General features: G+C 58.8%; 17 protein-coding genes and 1 riboswitch. Of the genes, 9 read left to right on the top strand and 8 right to left on the bottom strand.

Going from position 1 to position 17577, the window contains the following annotated elements:
• Nucleotides 1-43 precede the first annotated feature (43 nt).
• Nucleotides 44-1876 (top strand): ABC transporter ATP-binding protein, encoded by a 1833-nt coding sequence (locus DBY66_RS14600; protein WP_039381067.1) that lies wholly within the window; start codon nt 44-46, stop codon nt 1874-1876.
• On the opposite strand, the gene DBY66_RS14595 is transcribed toward DBY66_RS14600, so the two are convergent.
• Entirely contained in the window at nt 1873-2997 is a 1125-nt protein-coding gene (locus DBY66_RS14595) for a GNAT family N-acetyltransferase (RefSeq protein WP_094112262.1), read from the bottom strand. The genes DBY66_RS14600 and DBY66_RS14595 overlap by 4 nt on opposite strands.
• A gap of 518 nt (nt 2998-3515) precedes the next feature.
• Here DBY66_RS14595 and DBY66_RS14590 point away from each other — a divergent pair.
• The 3 genes from DBY66_RS14590 to DBY66_RS14580 all read left to right on the top strand — a co-directional run bounded on the left by DBY66_RS14590 (nt 3516) and on the right by DBY66_RS14580 (nt 6071).
• Nucleotides 3516-4415: a LysR family transcriptional regulator gene (locus DBY66_RS14590; protein ID WP_104085995.1), complete on the top strand. Its 900-nt coding sequence runs from the start codon at nt 3516-3518 to the stop codon at nt 4413-4415.
• 99 nt (nt 4416-4514) lie between these two features.
• Nucleotides 4515-5456, top strand: a complete 942-nt coding sequence (locus DBY66_RS14585) for a glutathione S-transferase family protein (RefSeq protein ID WP_039381074.1) — start codon at nt 4515-4517, stop codon at nt 5454-5456.
• A gap of 9 nt (nt 5457-5465) precedes the next feature.
• Nucleotides 5466-6071 (top strand): prolyl oligopeptidase family serine peptidase, encoded by a 606-nt coding sequence (locus tag DBY66_RS14580; RefSeq protein WP_094112041.1) that lies wholly within the window; start codon nt 5466-5468, stop codon nt 6069-6071.
• Here the strand turns inward: DBY66_RS14580 and DBY66_RS14575 are convergent.
• The 4 genes from DBY66_RS14575 to mntP all read right to left on the bottom strand — a co-directional run bounded on the left by DBY66_RS14575 (nt 6068) and on the right by mntP (nt 9284).
• The gene (locus DBY66_RS14575) at nt 6068-6865 is read right to left on the bottom strand and encodes a sugar phosphate isomerase/epimerase family protein (protein WP_071669260.1); all 798 of its coding nucleotides are present in this window, start codon (nt 6863-6865) and stop codon (nt 6068-6070) included. The genes DBY66_RS14580 and DBY66_RS14575 overlap by 4 nt on opposite strands.
• Nucleotides 6866-6921: 56 nt before the next feature.
• Nucleotides 6922-7299 carry a fluoride efflux transporter CrcB gene (crcB, locus tag DBY66_RS14570; protein ID WP_039381082.1) on the bottom strand — a complete coding sequence of 126 codons (378 nt, stop codon included), beginning with the start codon at nt 7297-7299 and terminating at the stop codon, nt 6922-6924.
• Between the two features lie 86 nt (nt 7300-7385).
• Nucleotides 7386-7459, bottom strand: a riboswitch (Fluoride riboswitch).
• Nucleotides 7460-7515: 56 nt separating this feature from the next.
• Nucleotides 7516-8352 (bottom strand): fumarylacetoacetate hydrolase family protein, encoded by an 837-nt coding sequence (locus tag DBY66_RS14565; protein ID WP_108570181.1) that lies wholly within the window; start codon nt 8350-8352, stop codon nt 7516-7518.
• Between the two features lie 359 nt (nt 8353-8711).
• On the bottom strand, nt 8712-9284 hold the full coding sequence (gene mntP / locus DBY66_RS14560) for a manganese efflux pump MntP (protein WP_039381085.1): 573 nt from the start codon (nt 9282-9284) through the stop codon (nt 8712-8714).
• Nucleotides 9285-9568: 284 nt separating this feature from the next.
• Between mntP and DBY66_RS14555 the strand changes: the two genes are divergently transcribed.
• A complete protein-coding gene (locus DBY66_RS14555) occupies nt 9569-9814 on the top strand; it encodes a DUF1158 domain-containing protein (RefSeq protein WP_039381087.1) in 246 nt (81 codons plus the stop codon).
• A 498-nt stretch (nt 9815-10312) separates the two neighbouring features.
• Complete coding sequence (gene mqo / locus DBY66_RS14550; protein ID WP_104085993.1) at nt 10313-11923, top strand: malate dehydrogenase (quinone); 1611 nt, start codon at nt 10313-10315, stop codon at nt 11921-11923.
• 35 nt (nt 11924-11958) lie between these two features.
• Here the strand turns inward: mqo and DBY66_RS14545 are convergent, their stop codons facing one another.
• Nucleotides 11959-12546 carry a LysE family translocator gene (locus DBY66_RS14545; protein ID WP_108570165.1) on the bottom strand — a complete coding sequence of 196 codons (588 nt, stop codon included), beginning with the start codon at nt 12544-12546 and terminating at the stop codon, nt 11959-11961.
• Nucleotides 12547-12681: 135 nt separating this feature from the next.
• On the opposite strand from DBY66_RS14545, the gene DBY66_RS14540 reads away from it, so the two are divergent.
• Complete coding sequence (locus DBY66_RS14540) at nt 12682-14142, top strand: PLP-dependent aminotransferase family protein (RefSeq protein ID WP_233499590.1); 1461 nt, start codon at nt 12682-12684, stop codon at nt 14140-14142.
• Here the strand turns inward: DBY66_RS14540 and DBY66_RS14535 are convergent.
• Nucleotides 14139-14762 (bottom strand): glutathione S-transferase, encoded by a 624-nt coding sequence (locus DBY66_RS14535; protein WP_039381100.1) that lies wholly within the window; start codon nt 14760-14762, stop codon nt 14139-14141. The genes DBY66_RS14540 and DBY66_RS14535 overlap by 4 nt on opposite strands.
• Nucleotides 14763-14869: 107 nt before the next feature.
• Here DBY66_RS14535 and DBY66_RS14530 point away from each other — a divergent pair, with 107 nt between their 5' ends.
• The gene (locus tag DBY66_RS14530) at nt 14870-15718 is read left to right on the top strand and encodes a PhzF family phenazine biosynthesis protein (RefSeq protein ID WP_108570163.1); all 849 of its coding nucleotides are present in this window, start codon (nt 14870-14872) and stop codon (nt 15716-15718) included.
• Nucleotides 15719-15744: 26 nt separating this feature from the next.
• On the opposite strand, the gene DBY66_RS14525 is transcribed toward DBY66_RS14530, so the two are convergent.
• On the bottom strand, nt 15745-16503 hold the full coding sequence (locus DBY66_RS14525) for an SDR family oxidoreductase (RefSeq protein WP_108570162.1): 759 nt from the start codon (nt 16501-16503) through the stop codon (nt 15745-15747).
• A gap of 115 nt (nt 16504-16618) precedes the next feature.
• On the opposite strand from DBY66_RS14525, the gene DBY66_RS14520 reads away from it, so the two are divergent.
• A complete protein-coding gene (locus DBY66_RS14520; RefSeq protein WP_104085988.1) occupies nt 16619-17518 on the top strand; it encodes a LysR family transcriptional regulator in 900 nt (299 codons plus the stop codon).
• Nucleotides 17519-17577: the final 59 nt, after the last annotated feature.

Below are 17577 nucleotides of genomic sequence, written 5' to 3'. Positions count from 1 at the left end.
TGCACTAAGCTGTTAACTCTGACCTTCCGGAAAGAGTGACCCTATGTTGTTTCGCCGTTTTGAACGTTTTATCAATATTTTTCAGGATGCACCAACGGATTCTCCCCCCGCCACCCTCGGCGCGTTCTATCGCTACTATCTGCGTCAGGTATGGCCAGGTTTCGCCGCGCTGCTGGTAGTGGGCCTGGCGCAGGCGCTGATTGAAGTGGCGCTGTTCAGCTATCTCAGCCGCATTATCGACCTCGTCAGCCATGCCACGCCGGCGACGCTCTTCAGTGAACACTGGCCGACTCTGCTCTGGATGGCGGCGGTGGCGCTGATCCTGCGGCCGGTGGTGATCGCCCTGCACGACCTGCTGGTTCACCAGAGCATCAACCCCGGCATGACCAGCATGATCCGCTGGCAGCATCATAACTATGTACTGCGCCAGAGCCTGAACTTCTTTCAGAACGATTTTGCCGGCCGCATCGCCCAGCGCATCATGCAGACCGGCAACGCGCTGCGCGATTCAGCGGTACAGCTGGTGGACGCCATCTGGCATGTGGTGATTTACGCCGGTACCTCGCTGGTGCTGTTTGCAGAAGCGGACTGGCGGCTGATGATCCCGCTGGTAATCTGGCTGATCGCTTACAGCCTGTCACTGCGCTTTTTTGTCCCGCGCGTGAAGCAGCGGTCGGTGGTCTCTTCAGAGGCGCGATCGCGCCTGATGGGCACCATTGTGGATGGTTACACCAACATTGCCACCATCAAGCTGTTTGCGCATACCGATCTGGAGAAGCGCTACGCACGCGAGGCGATTCAGGACCAGACCGACAAAACCCGCCACGCCAGCCGCATGGTGACCAGCATGGACATCACGCTCTCTGCGCTCAATGGCCTGCTGATTGTCAGCACCTCCGGGCTGGCGCTGTGGCTCTGGAGCCAGTCGCTGATCAGCGTCGGCGCCATTGCACTGGCGACCGGGCTGGTGATCCGGCTGGTGAATATGTCAGGCTGGATCATGTGGGTGGTGAACGGTATTTTTGAAAATATCGGCATGGTGCAGGATGGGCTGGGTACTATTGCGCAGCCGCTCAGCGTCCAGGATGCGCCGGCGGCGCCACCGCTGCGGGTGACGCGCGGTCAGATCCGCTTTGAAGATGTGCGCTTTGATTATGGCACTAACCGTCAGGTGATTAACCGGCTGAATCTGACGATTAAACCGGGTGAAAAAATCGGCCTGATTGGCCCTTCCGGTGCCGGTAAATCCACGCTGGTGAATCTGCTGCTGCGCCTGTATGACCTCAACGGCGGCCGCATTGCGATTGACGATCAAAACATTGCGGATGTGACTCAGGCGAGCCTGCGCGGGCAGATTGGTATGATCACGCAGGATACCTCACTGCTGCACCGTTCCATCCGCGACAATCTGCTCTATGGTCGTCCCGACGCCACGGAAGCGGAGCTGCAGGCGGCCATCACGCAGGCGCGTGCCGATGAGTTTATTCCGCTGCTCTCTGATTCTCAGGGGCGCACCGGGCTGGAGGCGCACGTCGGTGAGCGCGGCGTCAAGCTCTCCGGCGGTCAGCGACAGCGTATCGCTATCGCCCGCGTGCTGCTCAAAGATGCGCCGATTCTGATTATGGATGAAGCCACCTCGGCGCTGGACTCTGAAGTGGAAGCGGCCATTCAGGAGAGCCTGGAGAGCCTGATGCAGGGCAAAACGGTGATCGCTATCGCCCATCGTCTGTCGACCATTGCGAAGATGGACCGGCTGGTGGTGCTGGAGCAGGGGGAGATCGTGGAGATGGGCAATCATCACGAGCTGCTGGCGCAGAACGGTCTCTATGCCCGCCTGTGGCAGCATCAGACCGGCGGTTTTGTCGGCACCGATTAATCGCCGCGCCGGAACGGCAGGGCTGCACGCGCCTCATCGGCCCAGTCGTGCACCCCTGCCCGTTCCTGCTGCAGAAAATCCTCCACCGCCGCGCGCAGTCCCGGATGCGCCAGATAGTGCCACGAGTGCGTTATCACCGGCTCAAAACCGCGCACCAGTTTGTGCTCACCCTGCGCTCCCGCATCAAAGCGCTGCAGCCCTTCTGCGATAGCAAACTCCATGCCCTGATAGAAACAGGTTTCAAAATGCAGGCGGTCAAACTCTGCCAGACAGCCCCAGTAGCGGCCATAAAGCGTGGTGCTGTCGCACAGGTAAAAGGCCATCGCGGCAGGCCGCTCATCCAGCGTGGCGATAACCACGCGAATCGCCTGCGGCATACGCTCTGCCAGCAGACTGAAAAATGCACGCGTCAGGTAAGGACGCTGGCCGCGTACCGCATAGGTGCTGACGTAGCAGGTGTAGACAAAATCCCACTGATCCTCCCGCAGTTCATCACCGCGATACCAGCTAAAGACAAAGCCGCTCTGCTGCACCAGCTCCCGCTCTTTGCGCAGCTGCTTGCGTTTACGCGACATCAGCGTATCAAGGAAGTCGGCAAAGTCGCGGTAGTGACGGTTGTGCCAGTGATACTGCAGGCCGAGGCGCATCAGCCAGTCGGACTGCTCTGCGATCAGGGCATTGGCGGACGGCGTGGTGAAGTTGATATGCGCCCCGCTTATCTGTCGCGCCAGCAGCGCGTCCGGCAGCGCGGTCAGCAGCTGAGTGATGGCGGACGCTTCGCCCAGCAGACGCTGCCCCGTTACCGGACTGAACGGAACGGCACCGAGCCATTTGGGGTAGTAGCGGATCCCCGCGCGCTGGCACGCCTCGGCCCAGGCCTGATCGAAGACATATTCTCCGCGCGAGTGGGATTTAACATAGCCCGGTAGCGCAGCGACGGTTTTGCCCTGCTCCCGCCAGAGCAGGTGTGCCGGCTGCCAGCCCGTTTCAGCGCGCACGCTGCCGCTCTCCTCAAGGGTGGTCAGAAAGGCGTGGCGTAAAAAGGGCTGATCGTCAGGCAGCAGCGCGTCCCATTCAGCAGCCGCGATCTCCGTCAGTGATGATAGAAAATGCAGTGACATGCAGCTCTCCCGGCCAGGGGCGCCCTTTATGACGCCCGGATGAATGCGTATACGATACGTCACGGCGCCCTTTCCCGCCATGATGCAATGCAGGGGCGGTGCGAGCTGCGGCCAGGGGCGCATTAATGCACCCCCTGCGATGCCCCCGCAGGGGCGCCATTAATGGCGCCCTGGGTTAATGCGCGGGCGGAACGTGATGACGCCATTAATGGCGCCCGGGTTAATGCGCGTGCGAAACGCGATGACGCCGGCGCAGTGCGCGATGCGGGCAGGGGCGCATTAATGCGCCCCCTACAATGCCCCGTAGGGGCGCCATTAATGGCGCCCTGGGTTAATGCGCGGGCGGAACGTGATGACGCCATTTATGGCGCCCGGGTTAATCCGCGTGCGAAACGCGATGACGCCGGCGCGGTGCGGGCTGCGGCCAGGGACGCATTAATGCGCTCCCTGCGACGGAATTCCCGCCCGGGGGCGCCGGTTGATGCGTATACTCTGGCTTTGGCCTGCCTGGAGAGAAGATGGATCGACTTGATTGTGACCGGATGTTTGTCGCTGTACTGGAGACGGGCAGCTTTGCCGCTGCGGCGATGCGCCTTGGCGCCAGCAGCGGGCAGGCGTCAAAGCTGGTGTCGCGGCTTGAGCAGCTGCTGGGCGTTCAGCTGCTCAAACGTACCACGCGGGCGCTCTCTCCGACCGATGCGGGCCGCGCTTACTATGAACGCATTAAAACGCTGCTGGATGCGTTTGATGCGCTGGATGACGCTATGCGCGAAAATGCCAGCCTGCCCTCTGGCCGGCTGCGTATCAGCGCGCCTGGCACCTTTGGAACGGCGGTACTGGCACCGGTGCTGGTCGCGTTTGCCCGTCACTATCCGCTAATCGAGCTGGACGTCAGCTTTTCCGATCGCGCTGTCAATATCGTGGATGAAGGGTTCGATCTGGCGGTGCGCATCGGCCGCCTCGATGACAGCAGCCTGATCGCCCGGCGACTGGGTGACGTGCCGGTACATATTGCCGCATCGCCGGCCTACCTGCTCCGGCATGGCACGCCACAGCACTGGCGCGATCTCGCCCGACACCAGTGCATCAGCGACACCAACTTTCGCGATCCGTGGAACTGGCCTTTTGTCACGGCTGCAGGCGACAGCGCCACGGTACCGATCCGCGGCCGCCTCTGTTTTTCCAACACCGAAGCGTGCCTGCACGCTGCCGTCGCCGGGCTCGGTATCGCCCGCCTGCCCGGCTTTATCGCCACGCCCGCTCTGCAGCGTCAGGAGATTGTTACGCTGCTGGCGGAGTTTGCGCCGCCGCCCATGGGGCTGTTTGCACTTTACCCCTCTGCCCGTTTTCTGGCGCAGAAAACCCGGCTGCTGATCGACTTTCTGGCCAGCCACTTCCTCCATCAGCCGCCCGCCTGATTACTTCCATTTCGGAAAGAATGAAAGCCGTTTTGCCTGGATTATCACCAGGCCCGCGGCGCGCTACTCTCTGCGCCCTGATTACACAGGAGCAGCGTTATGTTAGTGAATGGCAAATGGAGTGAAGCCTGGCATCCGGTACAGGCCACCGATCGGCAGGGTGGATTTGTACGACAGACCTCGCAGTTTCGTCACTGGATCAGTGCTGATGGCACAACCGAATTTGCCGCAGAGCCGGATCGCTACCATCTCTACGTGGCGCTGATCTGCCCGTGGGCATCGCGTACGCTGATTGCGCGCAGCCTGAAAGGTCTGGAACAGGTGATTACTGTTTCCGTGGTTGAACCGCAGCTGGGCAGCGCCGGCTGGCGCTTTGGCGATTATCCGGGGGCGCAGCGCGACACGCTGAACCAGGCTGAGTATCTGCATGAACTCTATACCCGCGCCGATGCCGCTTTTACCGGACGCGCCACCGTCCCGGTGCTGTGGGATAAAAAGACGCAGACTATCGTCAATAACGAGTCGGCCGATATTCTGCGCATGCTGAACAGCGGCTTTGGCGATCTGGCTGACGATCGCCTGGATCTCTATCCTGCCGATCTGCGCACGGAGATCGATGCGCTGAATGAAACGATCTACACCCGGTTAAATAATGGCGTTTATCGTACCGGCTTTGCCACTACCCAGGTAAGTTATCAGCAGGCTTTCAGCGACGTTTTTGCGCAGCTGGACGAGCTGGAAGCGCTGCTGAAAGATGGCCGTACCTTTGTGCTGGGCGAACGCCTGACTGAAACCGACATCCGGCTGTTTGTCACGCTGATTCGTTTTGACGCCGCCTACTATGGCCTGTTCAAATGCAACCTGCGTCGTCTGTGCGACTATCCGCTGCTGGATCGCTATCTGAAAAGCGTTCTGGCGGTCTCGGGCATACGACAGACGGTGAACATGGACCATATCAAACAGGGCTACTATTCGATTAACGCTCTGAACCCCAACGGCATCGTGCCCGCCGGGCCGGATATGGCAGCGTACGGTTTTTAAGGAGCAGGCATGGCAAAAGCACTGGTTATTTTTCTGCATGGCGTTGGCAGCAGCGGTGACGATCTGGCGGTGCTCGGTGAGCACTGGAGCGGGCTGCTGCCCGACGTGGCGTTTGCTTCCCCCGACGCGCCCTGGCCATTTGAGCATGCGATGGGCTATCAGTGGTTCAGCCTGACCGGCGTTACGCCGGAGAATCGTCCGGCGCGCGTGCGTGCGGCGCGCGATGCATTTGATGATACGCTGCAGCGCCTGATGGCGCAGCACGGCATGCCGGATGCCTGGGAAAACGTTATTCTGGTCGGCTTCTCGCAGGGATCGATCATGGCGCTGGATGCACTGGCTTCAGGACGCTACCCGCTGGCCGGCGTGGTGGCATTTTCCGGCCGGCTGGCATTCGACGAACCGCTAACCCCGCAGCCCTGCGCTTCCGCGCTACTGATCCACGGCAAAGCGGATGAGGTGATCCCCTTCAGCGAAACAGCGTCCGCCGTCAGCCGGTTACAGGCGGCAGGCGTTAACGTAACGGCCGCTTTCGAAGCCACCACCGGCCACACCATCTCGCCGCAGGGCGCAAGAGAGGCGGTAACCTATATTGCGCAGTGCCTGCAGGATTAGCGCCAGCAGCGATTCAGCGCCTGCCAGGCGCGCCGTGCGCTCTCTGCCGCCGGCTGCGCTTTCAGCTGGTCATTGAATACTTCAATGCCAACCGGACCAGCATAACCGGCTCGCTGCAGGCGACTGACAAAGCTGGCCACATCAATAATGCCGTCGCCCGGCAGCAGCCGCTGGTGACGCGCATAGTCGCTCAGCGCCTGATTATTCTGCGGCGGCTGTTCAGCCATATCGCACAGCTGGACTTCATAGATACGGCTGGCCGGGATGCCCTCAAGGTGCGACGCGTCACCACCCAGCGCGCAGATATGAAACAGATCCACCACCAGGCCAACATTAGGCAGATCAAGACGCTGCAGGCGCTGCCAGGCAAGCGGCAGCGTATTGTCCACGCTACTCCACGCCATAGGCTCATACATGATGCGCATCTCATGGCGCGCCGCTTCCGCCGCCAGCCAGCGCAGATCGTCATCAATGCGTTCCGGGATGCAATCCTGTCGCGTGGTGGCAGGCGCCTGGATGGTGTCGCAGCCAATCGCACGCGCCAGCCGGATAAACTGCTGCAGCTCCTCACGCTTTTGCTGGCGCTCGCTGTCCGGCGCGCCGGTAAAATCGCGCAGCACCTGCAGATTAGTGAAACGGATCGCGGAGTGCGCTAAGTGCGCCGTCTCCATCTTTTCTACATCCTCGCGCCAGATTTCAGCCTGATCAAACCCTGCATCCTGCGCCGCGCGCAGCTTTGCTGCAGGCTCGCCCTGCAGCAGGACCAGATTAAGAAAAAGTGGATTGCCCGGCATGGTTACGCTCCTTTGCGTCTGAACAGAATCCTCCCTGACGGGCCGCTGGCGGGCGCTCAGCCGAGCAGGTTAACCACTGCAAAGCCCGCAAAGGTCATCAGCAGCGAACCCACGACATGCACCAGCACGCTCGACATTGCCCACAGGTATTTACCTGATTGTAGCAGGCTGACAATTTCTGCTGAGAAGGTAGAAAACGTGGTCAGGCCGCCGCACAGACCGGTAACGATCAGCAGTTTCCATGCCGGATCGAGCTGTGGGTAACGCATAAACCACGCCAGAGCGGCGCCAATAATGAAACCGCCCACCAGGTTGACGATCAGCGTGCCTGGCGGCAAATCAGGAAACAGCGCGTTAAAACGTAGCGAGATAAGCCAGCGCAGGGTGCAGCCAGCAGCTCCGCCGACGATTACGGCACACAGCGACTTCAGCATAATTTGATCTCCGGAATGAAGCGCGCGTAACGGCAGCAGGAAACGAAAAACGCCTGACCCGCCGCCCTCTCCGCGCAGGGATAAGCGTATAGTCAGGCGTCATCAGCCGTCTGAAAACAGCGGCGGTTGGATCGGGTGGTACGCCATCACCCGTGCAGAGATAATACGCTATCGCCGGTAAACGATCACCCTGCCGGCAGCAGCGCCGGGTTACGGTCAGACCACCCGGTGACGCAGACGACCGATTTTTTCAATCTCCACTTCAATCTCATCACCCGGGAACATAAACAGCGGTGGCGTACGCTTTTTGCCGACGCCGCCGGGCGATCCGGTAATAATAACGTCTCCCGGCGAGAGTGGGCTAAACGCAGAGATATAGTCAATAATTTTCGCCACCGGATGCACCATACTGGCCGTGGTGTCGTTCTGCACTTCGCGCTGGTTAAGCCAGGTTTTGATCGCCAGCTGCTGCGGATCGGGGATCTCATCAGCCGTGGTCATCCACGGGCCAAAGCCGCCGGTCTGCTGCCAGTTTTTTCCGGCGGTAAACCAGGTAAACTGCATATCGCGGACAGTGGCATCCATAAAGCAGCTATAGCCCGCCACATACGCCAGCGCGTCGCTTGCCGACACCTGCGAGGCGGCTTTGCCGATAATCACAGCCAGCTCGCCCTCGTAGTCAAATTCTGCGGTAGTCGCAGGCTTCAGCAGCGGCTGTTCGTGCGCCGCCAGTGAGTCAGCGAAACGGACAAACAGCGTGGGCGCCTCCAGCGTTTCCGCAAACTCTTTACGTTTATCGGCATAGTTCATGCCGACGCAGAAAACTTTTCCCGGCTGCTCAATGACCGGCAGAAAACGAATGGCACTAAACGCATGATCCGCTGGCAGATGCTCAAATGCGGCCAGATCGCTGATACCACCGCGCGCCAGCAGGGTTTTCAGGTCGGGACAGACGTCACCGAAGCGCAGCCCCAGATCGACCACACCCTCTTTCTGCACGATGCCATAGCTTTTGCGTGCACAATCAATCAGATAAAAACTGCAAAGCTGCATAACCGCCTCGTTATAATAAGAAATGGCGCGCAGCGTATCAAAAGCCAGCCAGAAATGCGGTATGACCTGCAAAGAAAGTGGTGAAGGTTTGTGTCAGTCTGCGTGCGGGAAAGGACAAAGATGAGAGGTGATAATCATCCTTCGATCCCTGAAGGCGATTATCGAGGGTAACTCTGGACGCTTAAGAAAGCGCGCCCGGCGGTACGTGTTTAAAGGTTGCGACATAGGCGCGAAACACATAACGGAAAAAAGCTTTCATGAAACACCTGACTCAAATATTGTTGAAAAATTACGCGCAAATTATAGCGGCAGCGCGTTTTTCATGCAATTTTATTTGAGCCAGATCACAAAATTAACGTTCAGCTCATCAATCCCAGATGCTCGATCAGAATCGTGCTGCCGATACAGATCAGGACCACACCCCCCAGCACTTCTGCCCACTTGCCCAGCACCGGGCCGATAAAGCGTCCCACCAGCACACCGGTTGTCGCCATCAGCGTGGTTGCAGCACCAATGGTCAGCGCGGTGAACAAAATATTAACCTGCAGGAAAGCGAGACCGACGCCGACGGCCAGCGCATCAAGGCTGGTGGCAACCGCCGTCAGCGCCAGCACCATAAAGCCGTGCTGCTGCGGCGCTTCGCAGGGCTCATCTGCTGTCTGGCGGAAACCTTCCATAATCATACGGCCGCCCAGTACGCTAAGCAGACCAAAGGCCACCCAGTGATCCCACGCCATGATGTAGTGACTGGCCGCCAGGCCGATTGCCCAGCCGATCAGCGGCGTCAGCATTTCGATGGCACCAAAAATCAGGCCAGTGCGTAAGGCTTCTTTTATTCCCGGACGGTGCAACGACGCACCTTTACCCAGTGCAGCGGCAAAGGCGTCCATTGACATGCCAAAAGCCAGGATCAGGGTTGCGATGAATGTCATGGGTTTTTAGCCAGTTAGCGAACAAATGCGTAAATCCTCTGCTTTGTTCGTATTAATAAGTCAGTCATAAAAAAGTGCGCGCAGTCTAGCATGCAAACACCCCAAAAAAAAGACAACAAAATCAGGGGTTTAAGTATAGCAAAGGCTATAACTCTTAACTGCCGCTATTTTTAACGCTAAGTTGATGGAATCGCAGAAATTTCCTGGCGTCATCTGATTCACAGATTGCACTGCCCGCCCCTTTTATGCGCTAATGCACGCGCAATATTGACAGGAAAAGAGCGATGAAAAACCCTTTCGAAACACTGATTATTCCAGGCGGGATCCTGCTGCTGGGCTTTCTTTCGGCGCTTCTGCTGCCCGCCCCCTCTTTTGGTCTGATATGGGCGCAGCGACTGCAGCAGAGCTTACACCTCCAGGATCTCAACCAGCTCTATACGCTGGTATTTTGCCTGTGGTTTTTGCTGCTTGGCACGCTGGAGTTTTTTGTTATCCGTTTTATCTGGCGTCGCTGGTTTCAGATGCGCTGACCCTTCTCTCAAACGCTTCGCCCGTTAAAATCAGAATCACAGAAATGTAACACTATTTTTACACAAACGGGCGACATATCACGCAACAAAAAATCCCCGTTTCCAGCTCACCATAAATATTTCTTATTATTCAGAATGTTATTTTGTGATACCTGTCACTGTTCAACTTTCAACCTCTGCGACCTCGTCACAATTACATAACATTGATATCTGCATAACCTGCTGATTAGCGGATAAAAATATCTTATAAGCTGCCGCTCAGGCTGATTAATTCTTATGCTGAATCATTTCGGCATTTAAAAAATAAACAAACGTTTAATTCCAATACGAGAATGTTATATTCAGAAGCATATGCATAACGTGTAGTTAACCGTTATCGCCCCATTGGCTTAACCTGAGTCTTAACCCTTTGAGATAGCGCAGCGCGCGTAAGCCGCGCGGCTATTTTGCCTGCCAACCTGTTGAGCTTCAGGTCAACAGAAGAGGAGATGTCGCCTCATGAGCAACACTGCGGTAAACCTGGCGCTGAGCAGCGCTGCAATGGATGGTGCAAAACGTCAGGAACGGAAAGAAGTTGATGTCCTGCTGATTGGCGCAGGCGTCATGAGCGCTACGCTCGGCACCTGGCTGCAGGAGCTGGAGCCAGACTGGTCCATTGAAATGGTTGAGCGTCTGAATGACGTCGCAGTGGAATCCTCTAACGGCTGGAATAATGCCGGTACCGGTCACGCCGCGCTGGCGGAGCTTAACTACACGCCGCAAAAGGCGGATGGTTCGATCGATATCGCTAAAGCAGTAGCCATCAACGAATCTTTCCAGATGTCGCGTCAGTTCTGGGCGCATCATGTGCAGAAAGGCAACCTGCAGGATCCCAAAAGCTTTATCCATACCACGCCACACATGAGTTTTGTCTGGGGTGACGCTAACGTCGACTTCCTGCGCAAGCGTTTCCAGGCGCTGCAGAAGAGCACGCTGTTCCGCGGTATGCACTATTCCGAAGATCGCGATCAGATTGCGCAGTGGATCCCGCTGGTGATGAAAGGACGCGATCCGCAGCAGAAGGTAGCCGCCACCTGGACCGATATGGGTACAGACGTCAACTTTGGTGAAGTGACGCGTCAGCTGATCGCCGCCCTGGAGAAAAAAACGCATTTCCGCCTGCGTATGCGGCAGGAAGTGCGTGACCTGGTGCGCCTGAACGATGGCCGCTGGCAGGTTACGCTGATGAACCTGGATACCAGTGAACAGCGCACCCTGATTACCCGCCAGCTGTTTATCGGTGCCGGCGGTGCGGCGCTGCCGCTGCTGCAGAAGTCAGGCATTCCTGAGGTCAAAGGTTACGCCGGCTTCCCGGTAGGCGGCTCTTTCCTTGTCACTGAAAATCCGGATGTGGTCGCGCAGCATATGGCCAAGGTCTACGGCAAAGCCAGCGTCGGCGCACCGCCTATGTCAGTGCCGCACGTTGATACGCGCGTGCTGGATGGCAAACAGGTGCTGCTGTTTGGCCCGTTCGCCACCTTCTCCACTAAGTTCCTGAAACAGGGTTCGCTGCTGGATATGTTTGGCGCGATGAACACCAGCAACCTGCTGCCGATGATGCAGGTCGGCCTGAAGAGTTTTGACCTGGTGAAATATCTGGTTGATCAGGTGCTGCAGAGCGATGCCGATCGCATGGAGGCGCTGCGCGCCTATGTGCCGCAGGCGAAACAGGAAGACTGGCGCCTGGTCACGGCGGGCCAGCGCGTGCAGATCATCAAAAATGATGAGCTGGAAGGCGGCGTGCTGCGCCTCGGCACTGAAGTGGTGACGTCTGCTGATGGCTCTATTTCTGCGCTGCTGGGCGCCTCACCAGGTGCATCGACCGCGCCACCGATTATGCTGGAGCTGATGGCAAAAGCTTTCCCTGAGCAGATGCGCTCACCGGAGTGGCAGACTAAAATCCGGGCCGTTATTCCATCATGGGGCCGCAAGCTCAATGGTGACGTGGCGCTGACTGAGAAAGTACTGGCCGATACCAGTCGCATACTGCAGCTGGAATATGAGCCGGTGATCACCTCGCACGCGGCAAACGACGAAGCGCGGATCACCGCTCACGTGGTCGGCAAATAGCTGACTGCTCAGGTGCGCCGCCCGGCGCACCTGCTCTATATTGCGCTCAGCGCGTCATACCCCATCCAGCCGGTCGTTGCCAGCAGCGATAGCGCCATCAGCGTGTTAAACAGGCGCCGCTTCCAGTGCGTCTGCAGGTACGTCCGCAGCCGATCGCCCAGCGCTGCCCAGAGCAGAATGCAGGGCAGATTGAGCGCGGCAAAACCGGTCAGCACCAGCCAGACGTTGCTGCTGCTGGCGTAAAGCAGCGCAACGTTTGTGACCATCAGCCAGGCCTTGGGATTAACCGCCTGAAAAGCCACGCCGCCCAGCAGCGTCATCGGACGCGGACGGGCGCTGGCCTGCGGCGCACCGGCGCGAAAAATTTTCCATGACAGCCACAGCAGATAGCCGCAGCCCGCCAGCGTCAGCGGCAGGCGTACGGCTGCCATCCACGTCAGCAGCAGCTCCAGCGCCACGCTTGCCAGCAGCATCTGCAGCGCGCAGCCGAGCAATATACCGCCCAGCACTGGCAGCGTGCGACGAAAGCCGAAATTGACCCCTGATGTGGCCAGCAGCAGATTGTTCGGGCCGGGCGTAATAGACATGATGGTGACATAACTGAAAAAGGCGGGATCGAGCATAGACGTTCTCCGGACTGAATAAGCTGACTCCATCGTAATGCCGTCACCGCAATGGCAACAGAGACAGTAATTCAGTATTGTAATGGGTACAGTCACACTTTTTCTGCTTTGTACCTGTCACTTCCGGAGGCCATTGTGTCCCTCGCGTTTACTGACGATCAACCGCGCTACCAGCAGCTGGCAGCAAAATTTGCCGACGCTATTCATCAGGGTTCGCTGCGGCCGGGTGCCCGCCTGCCCGCTATCCGGCGAGTGGCGCAGTCGCACCAGCTCAGCGTAAATACCGTGATCAACGCCTGGCAACTGCTGGAAGATCGCGGCCTGATTGAGGCGCGGCCGCAGTCAGGTTATTACGTTCGCGGCGTATTGCCTGCCGTTACGCTGCAGCCGCAGCCGCCCACCGCAGAGAGTGGCGATCCGGATGCACAGAAGCTGGCGCTGATTGAACAGGTTTTTGCCGCGCAGAATAATCCCGACTACACCAATATTTCGCTGGCCTGTCCGCAGGACAGTGAGCTTTTTCCTTCAGCGAAGCTGGGCCGTATCACCGCCGCGCTGATCCGGCGCCAGGGCGACATTATCGGTCGTTATGCGCTGCCTCCCGGCAGCGAGCGGCTGCGCGAGGAGATCGCCCGGCGCAGCGTGCATACCGGACTGAACCTTACCGCTCAGGCGATTACCCTGACCCACGGCTGCATGGAGGCGCTGCAGCTGGCGCTGCGCGCTGTCACGCAGCCCGGCGACTGTATCGGACTGGAATCCCCCACCTATTTTTTCCTGTTTCCGCTGCTCGCCTCGCTCGGACTGAAAGCGCTGGAGATCCCCACCGATCCGCAGCGCGGTCTTTCGCTGGACGCGCTGGAGATGCTGCTGCAGGAACAGCGCATTCAGGCGCTGATCGCTATGCCGGGCGCGCAAAACCCGCTGGGCTACGTGATGCCGCTGGAGAACAAAAAACGGCTCGCTGCGCTGATGAATCACTATCGCATTCCGCTGATTGAAGACGGGCTCTACGATGAATTGCAGTTTGACTGGCCGCTGTCACCGCCGGTTAAGGCGTTCGATCGCGATGGCTGGGTGATTTACTGCACCAGCTTTACCAAAACCGTGGCGCCTGATTTTCGTATCGGCTGGACCGCCGCGGGCCGGTTTCATGCCAGCATTGCGCGGCTGAAAGCGGTCTCGTCGATGACTGAATCGCGGCTGCTGAGCGAGACGCTGGCAGAGTTCCTCGCCAGCGGGGGGTACGATCATCATTTGCGCTCGCTGCGCCGGCGCTATGCGGCAAATCTGGATGCGGCGCGGGGCATTCTGGCGCGCCATTTTCCGCAGGGAACACGCGCCACGCTGCCGCGCGGTGGCTTTGTCTTCTGGGTCGAGCTGCCGGGTAAGATTGATACCGTGCTGCTGTTTAATCGTCTGCTGCAGGAGCAGATCTGCGTCACGCCAGGCGCGCTCTACACGCTGAGCGAACGCTACCGGCATGCGCTGCGCCTCTCCTGCTGTTATCCGTTCGACGCGCGTTACACCCGTGCCTTAGCGCGCACGGGTGCTCTGGCGTGCGAGATGAGCGGCATTGCCCCTGCTGCGTCTTAAGGCGTGCCGTTGCGTCCCCAGGTGGTAAATCCGGGGCGCTCGGTCAGCCGCTCATAGTAGGTCTGTATTGCCGGAAAATCGGGGTGATCCAGCGGCGTTTCAAACCAGCGGTTTACGGCCAGTCCAATGGGAATATCCGCCAGGCTAAAGTGACGCCCGGCCACATAGCGGCCCGATTTTTCCAGCTGCTGATTGAGTATCCCCATGGTGTGCGTCCAGCCTTTCACCGCTGCTGCGAGCAGACGGGGATCCTGATGCGCTGGTGAATTTCGTACCAGCGACATAAAGGCGTAGCGCCAGGAGGTGTTAAGCTCGGTAGCCTGCCAGTCGATCCACTGATCCACCGGCGCGCGTAAGCGCGGCTCCTCCGGATAGAGCCATGCACCACCGTAGCTGTTGGCCAGGTAGCGCAGAATAGCGTTGGATTCCCATATCACCAGCCCGTCGTCGATGATGACCGGCACCAGGGCGTTGGGGTTCAGCGCCATAAACTGCGGTGCATGCAGCGACAGACCCTCGTCGCCCCAGGCTTCATGCTTATAGGTGATATTCAGCTCAGCGCAGAGCCACAGCACCTTGCGCACGTTGATTGACGTTTTACGGCCTAAAATTTTTAACATCGCGGACTCCGCCTGCAGAATTATTAATCTATTCATAGCCCTGTTAGCGCGCTTTTACCATGCGCAGGGTATCATTCCACATATTGGCTGACAGAAAAGGAATTGTTATGAGAGTGGCGTTTAAACAGGTGGATGTCTTTACCGCAACGGCATTTCGGGGAAATCCGCTGGCCGTGATTATGGATGCACAGGGATTAGCTGACGAACAGATGGCAGCGATTGCGCGCTGGACCAATCTGTCAGAGACCACGTTTGTGCTGCCGCCAGAGAGCAGCGCGGCGGACTATCGCATCCGCATTTTTACCCCTTCAGGTGAGCTGCCGTTTGCCGGTCACCCGACGCTGGGTACAGCCCATGCGCTGCTGGAAGCGGGCTGGCCGCAGAAAAACGCCGGCTGTATTGTTCAGGAGTGCGGCGTCGGACTGGTTGAGGTGCGTATCGCCGCCGATGGCGCGCTGGCATTCGCTGCCCCTGCGGCAACCCTGACGCCGTTCAGCGATGCGCTGATGAGCCGCGCGCTTAACAGCGAGGCCTTTGATCTGACGCAGTCGCCTGCCGTAGCGGATATGGGTATTCGCTGGCTGCTGATCCCGCTCAGCAGCGCGCAGGCGGTCGTCGACGTCACGGCTTCCGTAGCCGATCTGCAGCAGCTGCAGCAGCGGGCGGGCGTCAGCGGCGCGCTGATTTTCGGCGCGCTGCCGCCGGGGGAACCGGAGCAGTATGAGGTCCGCGCGCTGCTTGTGGAGAATGGCAGCCTGACTGAAGATCCGGTCACCGGCAGCGCCAACGCCTGTCTGGCTCGCTACCTGGCGGCCCAGGGCCAGACGCGCAGCTACCGGGCGCGCCAGGGCAGCGCGATCCAGCGCAACGGCCGTATTGACGTTACCTATATGGAAGAGGCGATCTGGATCGGCGGCCAGACGGTAACGGTTATCGACGGTACCATCACGCTCTGACGCGCCGCTCTTACGTCAGCAGGCGATCACAACGCCTGACCGCCCGATGCTTCAATGCGCTGGGCGGTGATCCAGCCGCTCTCTTCGCTCAGCAGCATGCAGATAGCGTCCCCGATGTCGTCCGGCAGCCCGACCCGCCCCAGCGCGGTGACGGACGCAATCTGCGCGTTAAGTTCACGCGTATCGCGCACCCGTCCGCCGCCAAAGTCAGTCTCAATGGCGCCCGGTGCCAGAATATTGACGCGAATGCGGCGCGCGCCCAGCTCCTTCGCCTGATAGCGCGTCAGCACCTCCATGGCGCCTTTCATTGCGGCATAGGTTCCGGAGCCAGGCTGCGTGATACGGGTCAGCCCGCTGGAGATATTCAGAATACGGCCGCCGTCGTTCAGCAGCGGCAGCAGCGCCTGGGTCAGAAAAAACGGGCCTTTCAGGTGCACATTGACCAGCGCATCAAACTCCGCCTCGGTGGTATCGGTCAGCAGCTGATAGTGACCATGACCGGCGTTATTCACCAGAAAATCGAACCGGTCGCGCTGCCAGACGCGCTGCAGCGTCTGCGTAAGCTGTTGTGCAAAGGCAGCGAACTGGCTGCTGTCGCCAACGTCCAGCGGCAGCGCAGCCGCCTGCACGCCCAGCGCTTCGATCTCCTCTGCCACTTTCTGCGCTTCATCAGCGTGACTTCGGTAAGTAAACACAATATGTGTGCCGCGTGCGGCCAGTTTCAGGGCTGCATTACGTCCCAGGCCGCGGTTTCCGCCGGTAATCAGCGCTATTTTGTGACTCATAACTCTCTCCTGCTGCAAAAGTGAACGTCTGATAAAGATATTCAAACCAAAGTGATCTATAAACGCAGATAACTGCGCAGCACTGTTTCAATAACAACAACAATCGGTGAACAACATGGATAAAATTCATGCAATGCAGGTTTTTGTACGGGTCGCGGAGATGGGCAGTTTTACCCGCGCCGCTGAAAGTCTGGGTTTACCAAAAGGCAGCGTGTCGCGTCAGCTGCAGGCGCTGGAGAACCAGATGGGCACGCGCCTGCTGCATCGTACTACCCGGCGCGTGCACCTCACCCAGGATGGACTGGTCTATTACGATCGCTGCCTCGATCTGCTGTCGATGATGGAGGATATGGACAGTCTGTTTCAGCATGACCCGGCGACGCTGAGCGGCAAGCTGCGGGTCGATATGTCGGTGGCGATGGCCACCAGCTTTATTCTGCCGCGCCTGCCGGAGTTTCTGCAGCACTATCCCGGCGTTGAGATTGAGCTGAGCAGCAGCGATCGCCAGGTGGATGTGATTCGGGAAGGATTTGACTGCGTAGTGCGCGTGGGCGAGCTGAAAGATTCCGGTCTGATTGCACGAAAAATTGGCACCTATGCCTTGATCAACTGCGCCAGTCCCGACTACCTTTCCCGCTTTGGCCGTCCGATACGGCTGGAGGAGCTGTCGCAGCACGCCATGGTGCACTATACCCAGCAGCTGGGTCAGCCTGCGCCGGGATTTGAATATTTCGATGGCCGCCAGTGTCACTATGTGCAGACCGGCGGCGTGGTGACGGTAAACAGTACTGAAACCTACCGTGCCGCCTGCCTCGCCGGACTGGGCATTATTCAGGTGCCGGCAATGGGCGTTCAGCCGCTGCTGGAGTCGGGTCAGCTGGTGGAGGTGCTGCACGCTTTTCCGGCAAAACCGATGCCGATTACGCTGCTCTATCCGCACCGCCGCAACGTGGCGCGCCGCGTGCGGGTGTTTATGGAGTGGCTGAGCCAGGTGCTGCAGGAGTATGTCACCTGACACATCCGCCGCCGCCGTTATTTACGGTATATAATTTCAGTTTCGCAGTGAACAGGATG

Origin of the sequence: Pantoea sp. RIT413 (assembly GCF_003057675.2) — a bacterium.
Classification (GTDB): Bacteria; Pseudomonadota; Gammaproteobacteria; order Enterobacterales; family Enterobacteriaceae; genus Pantoea; species Pantoea eucrina.
This window is presented reverse-complemented; position numbering and strand designations above follow the sequence as displayed.